The following is an 18856-nucleotide window of genomic DNA, read 5'->3' as shown; positions in this document are numbered from 1 at the left end:
ATTAACGATTGTTTTCGTCGTCAGAAGAATCTTCAAATTTTGAATCGTTGTCAAAACCAGCGCCTTGACCACCGAAACCAGCGCCTTGACCACCAAAGCCAGTACCTTGACCACCGAAGCCACCTTGACCACCGAAGCCGCCAGCAGCGCCTTGAGCACCGAAGCCGCCTTGACCACCGAAGCCACCTTGACCACCGAAGCCAGCACCTTGACCGCCGAAGCCACCTTGACCGCCAAAGCCACCAGCAGCGCCTTGACCACCGAAGCCACCTTGACCACCGAAGCCAGCACCTTGTGAACCAGCAGGAGCACCAGCTGGACGAGGATTACGTGCAGGTACTACTGTAGAAATCGCGTGTTTGTAAACCATTTGGCTTACTGTATTTTTTAATAATACAACGTATTGGTCAAAAGACTCGATGTGACCTTGTAATTTGATACCGTTTACCAGGAAGATAGAAACTGGAATACGTTCCTTACGGAGAGAATTCAAGAATGGATCTTGTAAAGTTTGACCTTTAGACATGTTATAACTCCAAAAATTTAAAAATCAGCGCAAAAAACTATCTCTATTTTTCAATTAAAAATTATAAAAAAGATAGTACTCAAATTTTGCTTTATCCGTGACAGTTTCGCAAGTCTTCTTGGGCCTGCTCGAGCGTAAAATATGTTGTAAATTTATGCTTTTCTTGCAAAGATCTCAACCAGGTATATTGACGTTTGGCAAGTTGTCGTGTCGCAAATAAAGCCTTATCCTCCATTTCCTGTTGTTTTTCATGACTTAGGTCACCTTTTTTTAAGAATTCTATGGCTTGGCGGTAACCTACTGAACGCATTGAGGGTAAATTTTCGTCAAAATCGTATTTTCCCATTAATCCTTTAACTTCATTTAAAAATCCGTTTTTCCACATAATTTCAAGACGTTTTTCAATACGTTTGTGCAATTCTAACCGATCAGGCATTAAGGCATAGTTATGGAAACTGTAACGATATGGTAAATTTTTTGGTTGTTCTGCTTGTAGTTTTGTAATCGGCTCACCTGTTAGCTTAAAAACTTCTAATGCGCGGATAATTCTCTGTTTATCACTGACTTTAAATTTCTGGCCCGCCAAGGGATCTACCTGACATAATTCAGCATACACCGCTTCCCACCCTTCACGAGCAGCTTTCTCTTCAATCTGGGCACGCATCGCATAATCTGCACTTGGTAAATTATCAGACAAGCCTTCAAGTAAGGCCTTAAAATACAGCATGGTGCCACCCACCAGAATTGGAGTTTTACCACGTGCATGAATATCATCAATCAGACGACAAGCATCTTCGACAAAGTTTGCTGCAGAATAGACTTCGAGCGGGCTAATAATATCGATCAAATGATGCGGATAGCGCTCTAATTCGTCTTTAGAAGGTTTCGCTGTACCAATGTCCATTTCCCGATAGACTAGCGCAGAATCGACAGAAATCAGCTCAAACCGACCTTGCTCGTATAGTTCACATGCCAAAGCAGTTTTACCGCTTGCAGTTGGTCCCATTAAATTGATGACCGGCAGTTGATTGGACATGTAACGCTACTCTCCCCGAGCAAAAAGTTTATCAAGTTGAGACAATGGAAATGCTCGCCAGGTTGGACGACCATGATTACATTGGCTCGCAAATTCAGTTTGTTCCATTTGACGCAGCAAAGCATTCATTTCAGATAGACTTAACATTCGATGCGCACGTACCGCACCATGACAGGCCATACCTGCAAGAATCTGGTCACGTTTTTGCATTAACCCCTGTCCCTGATCATTAGGATCCAGATCATTCAATAATTCAGGGATCAAGGCATCAAAATCAGCCTTATGTAAAATGGCCGGTACGCCTCGTACAATGACCTGTTCATCACCATACTGGTCAATTTCCAGACCTAAACGAGCAAGTTGATCTTTGAGTTCGTCAACACGCATGGCTTGCATACGACTAATGCTCACCACTTTAGGAATCAGCAATTGCTGGGATATCCAGAATTCCGGTTTATCCCAAGCCATTTTCATCTGTTGCAGCAGAATACGCTCATGCGCCGCATGCATATCTACGATGATTAAGCCTTCGGTATTTTGCGCCAGAATATAAATCCCATGCAGCTGGGCGATCGCAATCCCCAAAGGATGCTCATCCACTTTACTATGTAAATGTGACTGAAATGCATCCGATGCTGAAGTATTGGTTTCCGGTTCAGTTTCTCTTAAAGGCGCGAGATAACTTTTCAAGGCATTATTCAGCTGCTGTGAACCCGAATATGACTTATTGTAATCCTGCGCATAATGCACAGTTTGTGGACCAGATGATTCAAAATCCGTTAACACATCAGAAGCTTCTTCTTCACGCTGATGATATAGATATGTGGCGGGAATAACTGGTTGAGTGGCTACGGGCTGATGCAGGCTAAACTGCTCCTGATAGCGTGGCTGTGGTGTAATCGCAACAGCTTCAGACTCAGTTTTCATGGCCTCAGCCAGATCAGCGCTCGCAGTCTGGAATTGTGCCAGGGTTTCCTTGGCATAGTGACGTACAAATTCATGTACTTCACGCTGGTTCAGGAAACGAATTTCATGTTTGGTCGGATGCACATTGACATCAATACTTTCTGGATCGATTTCCAGAAATAGTAAATAAGCGGCATGCTGATGGCCATGCAGGATACCATCATAGGCCATGCGCAAGGCATGAGAAATGGTCTTGTCTTTAACGATCCGGCCATTCACATAGACATATTGCAGATCGGCTTGAGCCCGTGCATCTGAAGGATGTCCGAGCCAGCCTGATAAACGCATATTGATACTGTCTGCATCAATCCAGTAAGCATTTTCAGTAAACTGACGGCCAAGTAATTGTTGCACACGTTGAAAACGCAAAGCACCACTATCTGCGACCGGCAAATTCAGCTTGATGGTTTGGTTATGTTCCAATACAAAGCGAATATCGAAATGCGTTAAAGCCATACGGCGGACAATTTCTTCGATATGTCCAAATTCAGTGCCGGGCTTTTTTAGAAATTTGCGCCGCGCCGGAACATTGAAGAATAAATCCTGCACCCGGATCTGAGTTCCTTTGGATGCTGCAACCGGTTGAATATCCTGATGATCAAAAGCCGTGCCGTTTACTTCGACCTGATAGCCAATACCATCTTCATTCTGGCTACTCGTTAGAGTCAAACGAGACACTGCAGCAATTGAGGCCAATGCTTCACCACGAAAGCCCAAGCTGGTAATCGCATGCAGCTCTTCAGTCGTTTGAATCTTACTGGTCGCATGACGCATTACGGCCAGTGGCAAATCCTCATAATGAATGCCTCGGCCATTATCAATGATTTCAATCAGCGTACTGCCGCCCTGTTCCACCCGGATGATCAGCTCGGTCGCACCTGCATCAATCGAGTTTTCCAGTAACTCCTTGACCACAGATGCAGGACGTTCAATCACTTCACCTGCGGCAATCTGGTTCGCCAGCGCTGGATCAAGTGCACGGATACGGCGTATGCTTAAATCATCAACCATTTGGGAATTCACGCTCCAAAGCTTGCTGTAAGGCCAGATTAGAAGAAATCAGACTTGCAGTACGGGTCAGCTCATCTTCTGATTTTAAAATTTCAATAATTAAATCGGCTTGCGGGATTTCATCGCCACCCTTAGAAGGCCATTCAAATAAAAATAGCGCATTGGGAGTTTCTAAATAATCCCGAATTCCCATCAATTCAAGTTCATAAGGGTCATTAAGGCGATATAAATCAAAATGAAAGATATCCTGACCATTCACCTGATAGGGCTCCACCAGCGTATAAGTCGGACTTTTTACTGAGCCTTTATGACCGAGTTGTTGTAAGTAATAACGCGTCAGCGTGGTTTTCCCCGCACCCAAGTCACCAATCAGATATATAACGCCCGAAGAAAAATTATTTGCCAGAACTTTGGCCAGATTTTGGGTGTCATCTTCATGTTTTAAAGTGACATTAAATGAATAAGGCATATTACTCACGACATGATGAAAAAGAATAATTATGATAGCATCGCAACGCTTTAAAAGCCTATTCACCTCTGTGAGAAACTGTATTTTTTCACAGCATCCGTTCCAGACCAGAGATAGATCCACGTTGTGATGACTCCGACTGTTGAATTTAGCCCACCCATGCTGAATGGGGTTACGGCAAGTAAAGTATTCCTGCAAGCGACCTCAGATTCACCCAAGACAGTCTATGCCTATCTCTGTGCACAATTTCCACATATTGAGTCAAGCGAATGGCAATCCCGTTTCAATAATGGTCTGGTTTATGATGCTCAGGGTAATACCTTAAGCATCGAAAGTTCTTTTCAAGCGAATACTCATTGTTTTTATTATCGTTTTTTGGCACACGAAGTGCATGTTCCTTTTCAGCATCAGATTCTGTTTGAGAATGAGCATCTACTGGTCGTAGATAAACCGCATTTTCTGACCATAAGTCCTACTGGACAATATGTACAGGAAACCTTGCTGGTACGCCTAAAACGGCAAACTGGAAATGAACATCTCACTCCGATTCATCGCTTAGATCGTGAAACGGCAGGTGCGGTGCTGATTTCAAAATGTGTGCAATCGCGTGGGGTTTATCAGCAAATGTTTGCGACTCGGCAAGTACAGAAAACCTATCATGCGATTGCGGCTTATCGTGATGATTTAAGTTTTCCTCTCATCACAAAGCTGAAAATGGAAAAAGGCCAGCCCTTTTATATCATGCAGGTGGTAGAAGGAGAACCTAATAGCGAAACCGAAATTCAACTGCTGCAACATGATCAACAATGGGGCAAATATGAGCTAAAACCGCATACAGGAAAGCAGCATCAGTTAAGGGTACATTTAAGTCATTTGGGGATTCCGATCCAGAATGATCCTTTTTATCCCCAGGTTTGCCATAAGGCGGATGATGATTTTTCTGCACCGTTACAGCTACTGGCCAAACACATTCAGTTTAGGGATCCAGTTACTCAAAAGCAGATGCAATTTAGCTCTGAACTTGAATTGACACTGTAAATCTCTTGTCATTACAGATTATTTTCTAAAAACGGCAACTTGAGGATTGAAATCCCGAAGTTATCGATTAGAATAAGGCGAAAAGTTAAGTAATTTAAAGCTTTGAAAATATTATGAGAAAAACTGAAGTTTATCAAATTCGCCTGGATTCCCAAGAAAAGAAACAGGCATTTGCAGTATTTAAACAATTGGGGATTACGCCGGCTCAGGCAGTTCGTCTTTTTTTTAAACAGGTGGTTCTGACCAAATCAATCCCCTTCTCGATTGAAAATCAGAATATTAATCTGGAACAGCTGATCAAGTTACGCAAGCAGAAACAGAATGAACTTAAGGCAGAACAAACCTCAAGTCCAAGTACTACAGCGATTCCAGCAGATCATCAGGAAATGAATCTGGATGATGATCATTTTGATTTATTTGAAGAGCTGAATGCCATTTTAGGTGAAAGCGACAAAATTTAACATTGTTGCATTTACGAACAATTCTTAAGTTTCTCTCCTTTCAAACTTCGCTATGCTTGATGTTAATGATAAATAATAAAATTAACATGGAGTAAGCCGATGATCGTGCGACGCGCCCAGTCAGAAGATCTACCTAACCTGGCCGTTTTATTTGATGAGTACCGTCAATTTTATGGTACTTCTTCCAATCTGGATTTATCTTACGAGTTTCTGAAACAGCGTTTTGAAGATGGTCAAACTGTCATTTTTATCAACACTAAGGATGATATTTTTACCGGATTTATTCTGCTGTATTTAAGATTTTCCTCAGTCGCATGTTCTACTTATTATGTGCTGGACGATGTCTATATTAGCCCGCCTTATCGACGGCATGGTGCAGCCAAGCAACTGATTGACACTGCCATCTTGTTTGCCCGACATGAGAATGCGCTTCGAATCAGCCTGGAAACGCAAAAAACCAATTATCAGTCACATAAACTTTATGAGTCACTTGGATTTATTCAGGATAATGAATTCGTGACTTTCCATTGTTTCCTGAAATAAATCCCAGACTTTATTCGGTACGGAATTTTGCCTGTGCCACTTGTTCTGCGTCCAGATAGGTCCATTCCCCTATTGGCAGTTCATTCAAGGCCAATGCACCAATCTGGGCACGATGCAGCTGCTCCACTTTATTGCCAACAGCTGCCAGCATACGTTTCACCTGATGATAAACCCCTTGATGAATGGTCATTTGCAGACGATTTTCATCTAGACGAACAATATCTGTAGCAGCAAAGGTGCCTTTTTCATTTCTCAATTCCACACCCTGTTCAAGCTGTTGAATCTGCTCATCTGTCACGGGATCGGCAGTAGTCATCTGATAGACTTTCGCCACATGTTTTTTAGGATGGGTCAACGCTTGTAAAAACTGACCATCATCCGTCAGCAATAACAGTCCGGTGGTGTCCTGATCGAGACGACCTACACATTGAATTCCACGGTTTAACAGGATGTCATCAAACAGATCAAATACACTGAAATGATGTGTGGCCTGATGTGAGCACTCATAATCTTGTGGCTTGTTGAGCGCAATATATACTTTTTCCCGATAGCGATACTCATGACCATAGACGCTAAAAGTCAGATCTTGCAGATTCAGCTTATGCTTGGGGTTATCGATGAGTTCGCCTTGAATCGAAATAGCACCATTTTTAATCAGTTGCTGACAATGTTTTCGTGAGCCGAAACCTTGTGATTGCAACATTTTTTCCAATAGCATCTGTCTGAACCTGTTTAAACGAACAATAGGCGCATTCTATACCGAAAACCAACTAGATTCAGTTCTTATAAGGCTTTCTCCCTTTAAATGGGTAAAAAGCCTATAATCCTGTGACTTTTCATTTTTCCTATCTCCTTATGTCCCAATTTGATCTGAATCTGCTTGTTCTTCTGGTTCTACTGGCTTGCGGTATTTTTAGTCATAATACTGCTGTGACCATTGCCGCGGCCGTGTTGATCGTATTAAAAATCACGCCTCTCAATGAACTCTTACCTTATATACAGCAACATGGCCTAAATATCGGGATTATTATTTTAACCATTGGAGTATTGGCTCCGATTGCTAGCGGAAAAATTCCCGGTGACAGTATTCTGAAATCTTTTCTTAGCTGGAAATCTTTACTGGCAATTGCAATCGGTCTATTTGTTGCCTGGCTTGGTGGACGCGGGGTGAAACTGATGTCAAGTCAGCCTGATGTCGTTGCAGGTCTATTAATTGGTACGGTGGCAGGCGTCGCGGTACTTCGTGGTGTCCCAGTCGGGCCATTAATTGCAGCCGGGATTTTATCGTTATTGATTGGAACGCAATAAGTCTTTAACCATGATTGTGCAATATTCTTAAAAATTAATATTCTAAAATTAAGAACTGCATAGTATTAAATCACATGATCAGCGACATGGATGTCGCTCGTTGGATTGAGGTACAGGATGTACCTTCAATCCAACAAAAGATTTTTGTTACTTTTGATCTTTCAAAAGTAAAAGCTCAGGTTAAATACTAAAATTTAAAAACCCAAATTTTATTCCACAAACAGCAAGGCCAAACGCACCTGATCATAACCCATACGCGGGCTGGTCAGTTCCACGATTGGGCGTAATTTAATACTGCCATCATCATTAAAATGATCTGAATTTTGACGTTTGGTTAGACGTTTATAAATCTTACGGACTTGTTCAACAACTTCCTCACCCGGATGAGCTATTGAGATATCAAGACCTTGCTCTTTATGCAAACGTCCGAGATGGTTAATAATGGTTGCTGGTGTCAAGCCACGTTCAGTTGCAATATCGGAAATCTCATACCCTTCTTCAAACAGTTCACGGGTTTCATCCAAGGTTGCAGTCGCGTAGTTTTGCTTACCACCATTTTTGGCAATTTTCTTCTCATTACGCTGGATCTCAACTTCGTTCAAAGTGCCACCACAATGGCGGATAAAGGCCTTATGCTGTACAGTCAAATCCACGTTTTCAAAATTCGCTTCTGCTTCATCTGACAGTTCCTGAAAACGGCGATCAGCCTTAATGGCAAGACTATCAAGTTCCAGAGCCTGTTCATTAAAGCCTTTCAAGCGTAGACCATTTAAGCTTTTTAAACGGGATAATGCTACATAGCCCTGACCTTTTTCAAAGGTATGGCTCAAGTCAATCTCAGCAGCTTCTAGCGTCATGCCTTGAGACTTATGAATGGTAATCGCCCAAGCCAAACGTAGTGGAATCTGCTGGAAACTGGCAATGGTTTTACCTGCTTCATTATCTACCGACCAAGTTTCAGGCTCTACAATTAATGTAGTTCCATCTGTCAGTTTAACTTTTGGCAGAATGCCATGCTCATCATCATCTTCAAAGCCGATCACTTCACCCAAGCTGCCGTTGATATAACCCATATCAAAGTTATTTTTCACGAACATGACCTTGGCATGTTTTTTCAGGGTTAAGGCTTCGGGTGCTCGGACTGAAGACTTTAAGGTTTCAATCAGTTTTTCATTGCCATCACATTGCGCATCAAACTGGCGGGGATCCTGATCAATTTCATTCAGATGCTTAAAGTTAATGCTGTCGACATCCATATTGTGGGTATAGAGACGTGTATAGGTATCGCCAATGTCCTGCTGACGTGTACCTTGTAGCGCTGAACGATGTTCAGGTGAAATGGCCTGTGCACGAATGGCATTCAGAATATCATTCAGATAGTCATTGCCCTGACGGTGCTGTTCAGTCAAGTAACAGACGCGGAACTTGGCTTCAACCCAGGCATCCGACATAAAGCAGAATTTATCGCGGTTACGTTCATCATTTTTTCCAACGGGCGGCAACTGGAAAAAATCCCCTGCTACAATGACCTGAATCCCACCAAAAGCTTCATCACTTTCCTTGAAATATTTCAGCACCTGATTGACCAGATTAAGCTGCTTGGCATGCAGCATGGAAATTTCATCAATAATCAGGACTTGCGCATTTTCCAAGTGTTCTTTCAGGTATTTACGCTCTTTCATCCGCTTCAGGTCTTCTTCAGACAAAAAGTCTTTGATCCCAATTCCTGCCCAGGTATGTATGGTCATGCCATTCATATGCGTTGCTGCAATGCCAGTCGACGCAGTAATGGCGACCGACACCTTACGGGCTTTCAGATAATTGATATATTGATTGAGCGTATAAGTTTTCCCTGCACCCGCAGAACCGGTTAAAAAGACATTTTCCCCTGCTTTTAAGAGCTTAAGTGCAGTTTCCTGTTTCATAAAAGAGATACCGTAAAAGAACGGCTATAGCCTAACGATTTTTGCCGGAAAAGTTAAGCTTCACGGACAGAAAAGCACTGAATCAGGTCAAGCCTGCAGGTTTAACCAGTTAATAAAATGCTGGGCAATATTGATATATTCAACTTCCGCTTTTTGATTATTTGGATACTCAAGCTGGTCAAAGATGACTTGGTCATTCTGCAACTGACAGCCTAAAATCAAAGGTAATTTAATGGCAGGATGTGACATGCGAAAGGCCACATATTCACCTTCGACTATACGCTGTGCATAACTTGCAGCCAGACAGTTCCGGAATATTCTAGCCTCTTCAATAATCCGCTCTAGTGTTTTCAATTCCTCAAACCGCCAATTAAAATACAGTAGAAAATGTGCTTGTGTGAGCGGCCTCCAGCTGGTTAGAGCAAAGTCTTTTTTGAGCTTGGCAATAATTTCTTGCTTCTGAATTTGCTCATGCCAGACAACTGCCTGCGTAAATAAACTGGTCCAGCTTAAATTTTTAGGCACTTCCGGTTGAGTAGAAAAATACTCCGGCAGATAATCACGGATATAACCATCAAAACAGGATTCCCGCACATGCCTTGCATGTAAATAAAAGCGCTTCCTGAACTCTACAAATGGAATCTGGTTACGTTGTAGCACGTTATAAAAATCACGGTCTTGCTGAGTTTGGGGCCGAATATAAGCCAGCACATCCTCAGGCAAATCACGGGTGACCTTATACAGATGCTGCATATAAGCCTGCATCACCCGACTTAAGTTGGCGTAAACTCTTTTAGTCATCTGATCATCCATTGCCACTACATCCCGCAATAATCCGATCCATTCATCCAGATATAGAATCGATGGACTAATCGCAATACGATGATCCTCAATAGCCTGACGCGTCCCTTTGAGAACAACTGTTCGATTTAGCTCATGCTCAAACCAGTGATGCTGAATGGCATATTGATGAACATCATCAATAAACAGACGTGCTGCGATATATTGAAAATATTGCAAGGTAGCTAAAACAATCTGCGGATGAATATGATGCGTATCGATAAAGCTTAAAGCTGTTGCTGCTACCCGCACACTGCTATGTTGAATATTGCTGCTCAGCCAATCCAAGATTTCCGCAGGCTGTTTAAATAGCCAGTTCACTACGCGATGACAGTCAAATAAAGGAAGTTTGGCGACTTTTTTTTGCCATAAATAAGGATTATTTTCCAGAAAATTGCGTTTGGATAGCAGATCACTCCGATGCCAGCTATCACAATTCATCAACCGGACAAAGCCCAGTAGATGACTTTGCTCTTCTGCATGCCGATACAACAAACGAATATCGTCAATATGGTCATTCAGTTCGTGCAGATTGAACCGGTTTTCAAAGGATAAAGAAATAATCCGGAAGGTTGCTGGGTGCAGAAACTCAGGCGCACTAAAACAAAATGCATCCAGACTATCCATAACTGACTGAATCGATAGAAACTCATCTGGCTGCAAATATTGCAAGGAAAAGATTTGCTGTAGCTGTTTTAAGACATGCGCAGGAATCTCATGCCCACTTTGAATCCAATTACTGATACAAGACTGAGTATAAACTTCGGCTTTAATCATAAAGGAGTCGATGATTTCAGCCTGCACAAGCGACATCTGTTTTAAGCAATTAGCAACTCGGTCAGGCGCATTAACCCATATATAGACTTGATCAATAATGAGCTGACGGAGCTGTTTGGCTTTATCACGTAAAAACAGGGAATGCTGGGGCTTTAAATCGCCAGTCAGAAAGTAAATATCCTGAAAGAAAAACTCTTCCAAAGCCTCTGCTTTAGCCAGACTGGAATCAATGTGCATTTCTGCTAAGGCATGAGGACTTTCCGGATTTAAATCTTGAGGTGTATATAGCTGGATATTTAATAAGCCATTAAGCAGGTCAATGCGATGTTCGTCCTGATGAATCCTGAACAAATTCTGGGCATTCACATGACCAACAAAAGCCATTTGATCCAAATACAGCTGATTTAACTCAGGAAAAATACTGAGGCATTGTTGAGCGAGCTGTCTGAATGGCAGTAGCAAACACTCCTGTTCCATATTTCCCCCTTCGTTTTAACCCTATTGAGTTACAGACCTACTGAATTTCAATCCTTTAAAATCGCTTTTTCCTTTCTATTACAGAAATTGAAGCATGGTGATTTTTTAGACGATTCGATCTCAATGTAAAGCAAAGCAGGAATGATGAAAAGACCTAGACTTCATCTTGCCGACGTCTGTCAGCCAACAGTTCTAGCCCCTGATAGATCTTTTGTTGTAAATGCTCACGAAAATCAATCAGATCATTCTCGTGCTGCACATGATGAATTGGCTGCCGCGGCATAAACTGAAAATAAAAAGGCAAGCGTTTGGGAAACAGATTTTTAGGTAAGGAAGGAATCACGTCACCATGACGTAATAATTTATTGAGTTGGGGAATTTTTAATAATTTTTGAAAATACTTATGTTGAATGATCTTATTGGCATCAAATCCAATCTCATAGATTTCATCACCGCCGAGTGCAGCAAAAGGGACAATATCGTATTGAAACTCTTGTGCTAATTTCAGGAAACCGTAACGCTCTTTCCAGATCAGCTAATACTGCTCACCTTCCCGTTTCAGCACTTCACGGCCACCACCCGGAAAGACCAGAATCGAGTAGCCTTGCTGCATAGCTGAGCGCACATAGTCCTGTATACCATCAATAGCACCAAATTTCTTCACTGCTTCACGCCATAGCGGCACATAAAAATGGCTATGATCAGCAATACTAACCACAGCCACTTGATGTTCATTGTACAGGTAATCAATCAGCATTGGCGCATCAAAGATGCCATACATGGAATGATTACCGACATACATTGCAGGTCGACTGGCATCAATATTTTCAGCCCCTAAAAAAGTAGGCGTGAAATACAGTTTGGATAAGGCACTTAAGCGCCTGATCCATGCTCCGTCATGCTTGACCTGCAAAATATACTCCCGGCTTACGCCACGCGTTTTTGTACCAGGATTGAACCCACTGAATAGCCTGCACCAAATGAACACAGTACGCCATATTCGCCGTCTTCAACTTCATTTGCAGTACGATGTAAGGCAATAATGACACCTGCGGAAGAAGTATTGGCAAACTCATTCAGAATGATAGGTACCAGACCTGGTTTGGCATTTTCTTTACCCACTACCAGTTTCAGAATTAATTCATTCATGCTGGCATTAGCCTGGTGCAACCAGAAGCGTTTCACATCTGTAGGGGCAATATGATTTTTCTCAAGTTGAGCAGTAATCATCTTGGCAACCAGTGGACACACTTCTTTAAATACTTTACGACCATCCTGACGGAAACGTTTGTCGTCGATATCCGCATTTTCTGACGTATTCAGGAAACCAAAGTTATTGCGGATATTGTTTGAGAACTGGGTAAATAATGAAGTATCTAGAATCTCAAAACCGGTTTTAGTTTCAGTATCTTCAATGATCGATGCAGTTGCGACATCACCGAAAATAAAGTGACAGTCACGTGAACGGAAATCGGTATGTGCAGAGGTGATTTCAACATTCACCAGCAATACGCGACGTGCACCTGCCTTGATGGCATCAGCAGCCTGTTTTAAACCGAAAGTGGCTGCTGAACATGCAACGTTCATGTCATAAGCATAACCTTGAATACCCAGAGCAGTCTGGATTTCAATCGCAACCGCAGGATAAGCACGTTGTAGGTTTGAACATGACAGGATCACGACATCGATATCTTCAGCAGTGACACCGGCATTTTCCATCGCCTGTTTTGCTGCGATCACGCCCCATTCTGCCTGAAGGGAAATTTCATCATCTGAACGTTCACGTAGATTTGGACGTAAACGTTTTGGATCGAGGATGCCAGTTTTTTCTGACACATAACGGCGTTGTACGCCTGACGCTTTTTCAATAAATTCTGCGCTAGAACCACGACGTGCATCTAATTCGCCTGCAGCGATTTTATCTGCATTTTCGTGATTATACAGTTCCACATAAGCATTTAAACTTTCAACTAACTCTTCATTGGTAATGACATCTTCCGGATGGAACAAGCCAGTACCCGTAATACGAATGCCCATGTAAAACTCCTTCTCAAAATGACCTATATCTTAACTGATTCCAAGACGTTCCCATACTTTTTGCAGACGAGTTGGAGAAACGGGTGTTTTCGTTTTCATCGGTTGAGAAAACAATGAGATCCTTAACTCCTCAACCATAAAATACAATTCTTTAAGGCGAGCGTCATTTTTAAACTGAAATAATTTTTCCATCCACGGATCAATTTGGTCAATGGCGGAATCATCCCTCTGTAGGTTATTTGGCAAGCGCTCTAAACGCAAGATCAGGGCTTTCAAATAACGTGGAAATTCTGACCATACGTCGGAAGGTTTCCGATAAACAAAGTCAGAAAGACTCATCAAATCAAGCTGATCCTCAATATCATCAATATTTTTTCCAAATATAGATGGGTCTAAAACCAGTAATTTACGACGGATTTCCTGCCACTGGATATAAATATCCGTGATTTCTTTCAGTGCAGTCTGGCCATGAGTCAGGAAAGATTTTTTTACATCCTCCACCAACTTTTGGAACTCTTGCATATTGACAGGCAGCTCGTTAATTGACAGGTGCAGTGTGGCATAAACTAGCATTTGCTCCAGTTGAGCCTTATCACCAAGCGGTGAATATGCCAGTGCCAGCGGTTTGGAAATCTGTTTTTTCAGCTGGCGCACCAGATCTCCGAGCTGCATATGCACCAGTCGAATAATCCCTTCACGGTGCTGTTTGACGGCTTCAGCCTGATCATTAAAGGTCTGAATCACGACACCAGATTCATCTTTCTGTTCCAGTGCAGCGAAGTCTTTGGTCGGAACCAGTGCCTGATATTGCTTGACCACTACACCCGTCACTTTTTGTGACGCTTCAAAGACAAAGTTTTCTGGGAAAGTTTTAAATTCACCTTTTAACTGTTTCACCGGACTATGAGTTTCAGTACGGCAACGGGCTTTCAGTTCGGCAAGATCACGGCCTTGTTCAATCACACGACCTTTTTCATCAATCACCTTGATCAAAGGCAAGAGATATTGCTCAACCCGATCCAGGCTAAAATCTTTTTCTGTAATCTGCTCGCCACGCAACTGGAAAGCCAGAAAACTGAAAATATGCTCACGTAAATTGACTGCATCAATACGGGCTGCCAGCTTTTTCGCAGTGTCTGGAATCGGCACCAGACTACGGCGTTTATCTTTAGGTAAACTCTTTAATAAAGCTTCGATCAACTCCAGACGCCAGCCCGGAATCCCCCATGACCAGATATTTTCATCGACCTGCGGCAAAGCCTGCAGCGGGATTTTAACCGTTGCACCATCTTCATCATGACTTGGGTCAAAACGGTAACTGGTCGCCAGACGCAATTCACCATTACGTAAATAATCCGGAAACTGTTGTGTGGTCGGACGATCATTCAGCCAAAGCGCATCATCATCAATAAACAGATAACGTGGATCATGTGGCTCTACTGTCGCACGCCAGTCCTCAAAACTGCGGCGACTGGCTACTTCTGGTGGCACTTTGGAGGCATAAAACTGGTAAATGGTTTCTTCATCCACGACCAAGTCACGACGGCGTAGCTTATCTTCTACCCGCTCCACTTCTTCCAGTTTCAGCAAATTATGCTTCAAGAAGGGTGGATTAATGCCGAGATTACCAGTAGTCAGTGCATCACGCAGGAAGATTTCATGCGCAGCCGGCTGATCCACTTTCTCATAATTGACCGGACGTTTCGGCTCGATGATTAGACCAAACAGAGAAATCTGATCATACGCATTGACCACACCCGCCTTTTTCGACCAATGTGGTTCGAAATAATGATGTTTCAGTAAGTCACGCGCAGCCAGCAAAATCCATTCCGGCTCAATTTTCGCTAGAGTTCGTAAATACACCTGCGAGGTTTCAACCATTTCAAAAGCCATTACCCATGGGGTATTGGTTTTGTGCAGCGTTGATGCCGGGAAAATCCGTGCTTTCTGCTGACGAACTGCCATAAACACATTACGTTCATCAGTCTTGTTGGCAATAAAAGACAGTAGGCCGGTCAATAAAGCGCGATGGAGATTTTCATAACTAGCTTTCTTTTCATTAAAGGACAGTTTTAAGCCTTTAGCCAGATCCACTAGCTGCTCATGAGTTTTCTTCCATTCACGCAGACGCAACCAGCTCAGGAAATGATTCCGTGCAAAAGTACGGCGTTTGTTTTCACTCATACTTTCACGGTTATTATGCAGGGTATCCCAGAGCTTGATATAAAACAGGAAATCTGAATCTGTTTCACGGAATAAGGCATGTTTTTGATCGGCCTGCATCTGCTTATCCGCAGGACGTTCACGTGGGTCTTGTACAGCTAGTGCCGCCACAATTACCAAAGCTTCATTCAATGCACCAAAATGCGCACCGCCAAGAATCATTCGCGCCAGACGTGGATCGATTGGCATTTTTGCCATTTGCTGACCGATTTTGGTTAGAGAATCTCCCTTGCCTTGAAGTCCTCCTCTCGTAAAGGAGGATTTAGGAGGATTAGTAGAATCTCCCCCAACCCCTCTTTCAGAAAGAGGGGCTTTACTCTTCTCCACCATCGCCCCAAGCTCAATCAAGAGCTTGCGACCATCATTGACCAGACGATGATCTGGCGGCTCAATGAAATCGAAATCTTCCAGTGAACCTAGGCCCAGACTTTGCATCTGTAAAATAACGGATGCCAGATTGGTCCGTTTAATCTCTGGTTCGGTAAATTCAGGACGACTTAAAAAGTCTTCTTCACTATACAGACGAATACAGACACCTGGCGCAATACGGCCACAACGACCTTTACGCTGATTGGCAGCAGCTTGAGAAACCGCTTCGATCGGTAAGCGCTGCACCCGTGAACGATAGTTATAACGGGAAATACGGGCAAAACCGCTATCAATCACATAACGGATATTCGGAACAGTTAATGCTGTTTCTGCTACATTGGTGGCGATAATAATCCGTCGACCGCCGCCCGAAGGATTAAAGATTTTTTGCTGTTCTGCTAATGCTAATCGTGCGTAGAGTGGTAACACTTCAGTATGGCGTGGACCATGCTTTATCAGGGTTTCCTGCAGTTCACGAATTTCCTGTTCGGTACTGGCAAAAATCAGGATATCGGCATGTTCCGGATGTCCCTTTTCCTGTGCATCCTGAAAACATTCTTCTACAGCTGCAACCACTGCACGTGGCAGATTTTCTTCAAAATCATCAAACTCGTCATCATCACTGCCGACAATGCTCATTTCAGAAATTGGACGATAACGCACTTCTACCGGATAGCTACGCCCTTCCACTTCATAGATCGGCGCGCCATTAAAGTAGTTACTGAAACGATTTACGTCCAGTGTTGCCGAAGTAATGATCACTTTTAGATCTTTACGACGCGGCAAGAGCTGCTTGAGATACCCCATGATGAAATCGATATTCAGCGAGCGTTCATGCGCTTCATCGATAATAATGGTGTCGTATTTGGTCAGGAACCGGTCATTGGCCAGCTCTGCCAATAAAATACCATCCGTCATCAAACGGACAATCGAATCCTGCGAGCCCTGTTCATTAAAACGAACCTTAAAGGAAATTGATTCACCCAGTTTCTCGCCAACTTCTTCCGCAATACGCTGTGATACGCTACGCGCAGCCAGACGACGTGGCTGGGTATGGCCAATCAGACCAGTCAGGCCGCGACCTGCCAGCATGGCGATTTGTGGTAATTGCGTGGTTTTACCGGAACCGGTTTCACCAGCCACAATAATAACCTGATGCTGCTGAATCGCTTCAATCAGCTTGTCTGCATACTGGGTAACAGGCAGATCCTGATTCAGCTTGATATTGGGAATGCGTTCGATACGCTGCATGACTTTGGCATGCGATTTTTCAAATAATTCTTGATATTGCTTTTGGTTGGCATCTTTACCTTTTTGGAGTCGATTTAAACGATGACGGTCACGCGCCATAACGAGCTGATCTACATTTAAAGGACTCTGCACTGAGAAAACACCTGATATAAAAAAAGACAATAGGCAGCTATTTTACGCTGTATTGCCCCTAAGCGAAAGAACGGCCATTTTGAATATTTTTATAATTTTTTAATTTTTACCCTTGAATTTTACTGCTTGCGGCATCATGTCTGAAGAGGCATTAAACCGGGGTGAGTCTTGTCATGATGTATTCACCATTCTACGGTTGAATCATTTATATCAAGAGCAATGCTGTTTGCGCTAATGGTGTTTTATTTTTAGCTTAATTCGGTTTTTCCGATGTATGTTATGTAAAAATACTGTTTCAGCAAGAAAAATAATTTCTGTACCCTATTGGAAATTAAATACAAACCTCAATCATGGAGACAATGATGAGCTTAATTAATACTGAAGTTAAACCGTTCAAAACAACTGCGTTCCAAAATGGTAAATTCATCGAAGTAACAGAAGCTGACCTTAAAGGTAAATGGTCTGTAGTATTCTTCTACCCAGCTGACTTCACTTTCGTTTGCCCAACTGAACTTGGCGACCTTGCTGACAACTACGAAGAATTCAAAAAATTAGGCGTTGAAATCTACTCAGTTTCTACTGACACTCACTTCACTCACAAAGCTTGGCACGATTCTTCTGAAGAAATCAAAAAAATCCAATACGTAATGGTTGGCGATCCTACTTGGACTCTTGCTAAAAACTTCGACGTACTAATTGAAGCTGACGGCCTTGCTGACCGTGGTACTTTCGTGATCGATCCAGAAGGTAAAATCCAAATCGTTGAAATCAACGCTGGCGGTATCGGTCGTGATGCTCAAGAACTTCTTCGTAAAGTTAAAGCAGCTCAATACGTACACGCTCACCCAGGCGAAGTTTGCCCAGCTAAATGGAAAGAAGGCGACGCAACTCTTGCTCCTTCAATCGACCTAGTTGGTAAAATCTAATCTGTATTAGATTGAACTGATTCAAAAAAAACCACGCTTTTAGCGTGGTTTTTTATTTGAACATTTATTTGATTGCTCTATTGGCCAACCGTTTTATTTTCCTTTTTCTTCTATCTAAAGCCATCCTGCCAAATCTTTATTTTTCATCTTAAAGATCATATAAAAATCAGGCATGCATATTGCATCCTCTTCATAACAATCCCCTACTTATGCTTACAATTCAGTTATACATCTTCAATGTCAGTTGGCATAAGTTCAAGACATAAGATAATAATATTCAGTGGAGGAAAACGTATGCAAAAACTGCTAACCGTGATCTCATGGGCTTATAGTCCTTCTAGCCGCCACCTGAAAATCATTTATAGCAATGGCGATATAGAGCTCTACCATCCTGTTCCCGAATTTGTTTATGACAACCTGTTAAGACGACAAGATAAAATGGCCTTTGTACAGAAGTATCTTGAATACAACTTACATTTTGACCGGGTTTGCCTGTTTTAATTTAACTAATTTCTACTTAACTAGGACTTACGCACTATTA

Annotated in this window: 15 protein-coding genes and 1 pseudogene; 6 read left to right on the top strand and 10 right to left on the bottom strand. The window is 42.6% G+C overall.

The features are described 5' to 3' along the window. Position 1 precedes the first annotated feature (1 nt). The 4 genes from hfq to tsaE all read right to left on the bottom strand — a co-directional run bounded on the left by hfq (position 2) and on the right by tsaE (position 4008). A complete protein-coding gene (gene hfq / locus B3143_RS01710; RefSeq protein WP_004784027.1) occupies positions 2-526 on the bottom strand; it encodes an RNA chaperone Hfq in 525 nt (174 codons plus the stop codon). Between the two features lie 91 nt (positions 527-617). Next, positions 618-1562 carry a tRNA (adenosine(37)-N6)-dimethylallyltransferase MiaA gene (gene miaA / locus B3143_RS01705; RefSeq protein WP_004784028.1) on the bottom strand — a complete coding sequence of 315 codons (945 nt, stop codon included), beginning with the start codon at positions 1560-1562 and terminating at the stop codon, positions 618-620. Between the two features lie 6 nt (positions 1563-1568). Further along, a complete protein-coding gene (gene mutL / locus B3143_RS01700; protein WP_004784029.1) occupies positions 1569-3539 on the bottom strand; it encodes a DNA mismatch repair endonuclease MutL in 1971 nt (656 codons plus the stop codon). Further along, positions 3532-4008 carry a tRNA (adenosine(37)-N6)-threonylcarbamoyltransferase complex ATPase subunit type 1 TsaE gene (gene tsaE / locus B3143_RS01695; protein ID WP_034590094.1) on the bottom strand — a complete coding sequence of 159 codons (477 nt, stop codon included), beginning with the start codon at positions 4006-4008 and terminating at the stop codon, positions 3532-3534. The genes mutL and tsaE overlap by 8 nt, the downstream gene beginning before the upstream one ends. A gap of 129 nt (positions 4009-4137) precedes the next feature. Between tsaE and B3143_RS01690 the strand changes: the two genes are divergently transcribed. The 3 genes from B3143_RS01690 to B3143_RS01680 all read left to right on the top strand — a co-directional run bounded on the left by B3143_RS01690 (position 4138) and on the right by B3143_RS01680 (position 6050). Next, positions 4138-5046 (top strand): pseudouridine synthase, encoded by a 909-nt coding sequence (locus tag B3143_RS01690; RefSeq protein WP_004784031.1) that lies wholly within the window; start codon positions 4138-4140, stop codon positions 5044-5046. A gap of 113 nt (positions 5047-5159) precedes the next feature. Then, the gene (locus B3143_RS01685) at positions 5160-5507 is read left to right on the top strand and encodes a type II toxin-antitoxin system RelB/DinJ family antitoxin (protein WP_004784032.1); all 348 of its coding nucleotides are present in this window, start codon (positions 5160-5162) and stop codon (positions 5505-5507) included. 99 nt (positions 5508-5606) lie between these two features. After that, positions 5607-6050, top strand: coding sequence for a GNAT family N-acetyltransferase (locus tag B3143_RS01680; RefSeq protein WP_004784033.1), 444 nt, complete (start codon positions 5607-5609; stop codon positions 6048-6050). A 10-nt stretch (positions 6051-6060) separates the two neighbouring features. Here the strand turns inward: B3143_RS01680 and B3143_RS01675 are convergent, their stop codons facing one another. Then, a complete protein-coding gene (locus B3143_RS01675) occupies positions 6061-6768 on the bottom strand; it encodes a pseudouridine synthase (RefSeq protein WP_034702289.1) in 708 nt (235 codons plus the stop codon). Between the two features lie 137 nt (positions 6769-6905). Between B3143_RS01675 and B3143_RS01670 the strand changes: the two genes are divergently transcribed. Continuing rightward, complete coding sequence (locus B3143_RS01670) at positions 6906-7358, top strand: DUF441 domain-containing protein (RefSeq protein ID WP_034702287.1); 453 nt, start codon at positions 6906-6908, stop codon at positions 7356-7358. A 209-nt stretch (positions 7359-7567) separates the two neighbouring features. Here B3143_RS01670 and B3143_RS01665 read toward each other — a convergent pair whose 3' ends face one another. The 5 genes and pseudogenes from B3143_RS01665 to hrpA form a co-directional block, all read right to left on the bottom strand. Beyond that, positions 7568-9283 carry an AAA family ATPase gene (locus tag B3143_RS01665; RefSeq protein WP_004784036.1) on the bottom strand — a complete coding sequence of 572 codons (1716 nt, stop codon included), beginning with the start codon at positions 9281-9283 and terminating at the stop codon, positions 7568-7570. 87 nt (positions 9284-9370) lie between these two features. Further along, positions 9371-11377 (bottom strand): hypothetical protein, encoded by a 2007-nt coding sequence (locus B3143_RS01660; protein WP_034702285.1) that lies wholly within the window; start codon positions 11375-11377, stop codon positions 9371-9373. Positions 11378-11531: 154 nt separating this feature from the next. After that, positions 11532-12290 (bottom strand): annotated as a pseudogene (locus tag B3143_RS01655) (lysophospholipid acyltransferase family protein). 14 nt (positions 12291-12304) lie between these two features. Continuing rightward, positions 12305-13414: a beta-ketoacyl-ACP synthase III gene (locus B3143_RS01650; protein WP_004784039.1), complete on the bottom strand. Its 1110-nt coding sequence runs from the start codon at positions 13412-13414 to the stop codon at positions 12305-12307. 30 nt (positions 13415-13444) lie between these two features. Beyond that, entirely contained in the window at positions 13445-17389 is a 3945-nt protein-coding gene (gene hrpA / locus B3143_RS01645) for an ATP-dependent RNA helicase HrpA (protein ID WP_034702283.1), read from the bottom strand. Positions 17390-17751: 362 nt separating this feature from the next. Between hrpA and ahpC the strand changes: the two genes are divergently transcribed. Together ahpC and B3143_RS01635 are read left to right on the top strand one after the other, a co-directional pair. After that, the gene (ahpC, locus tag B3143_RS01640; protein WP_004784041.1) at positions 17752-18315 is read left to right on the top strand and encodes an alkyl hydroperoxide reductase subunit C; all 564 of its coding nucleotides are present in this window, start codon (positions 17752-17754) and stop codon (positions 18313-18315) included. 294 nt (positions 18316-18609) lie between these two features. Further along, a complete protein-coding gene (locus B3143_RS01635) occupies positions 18610-18816 on the top strand; it encodes a KTSC domain-containing protein (RefSeq protein WP_004784043.1) in 207 nt (68 codons plus the stop codon). Positions 18817-18856 lie beyond the last annotated feature (40 nt).

It is taken from the genome of Acinetobacter sp. UBA1496, assembly GCF_002324975.1.
In the GTDB taxonomy this organism is placed as follows: Bacteria; Pseudomonadota; Gammaproteobacteria; order Pseudomonadales; family Moraxellaceae; genus Acinetobacter; species Acinetobacter variabilis.
Note: the sequence above shows the minus strand (reverse complement) of the source record. Positions and strands in the feature narration are given on the sequence as shown.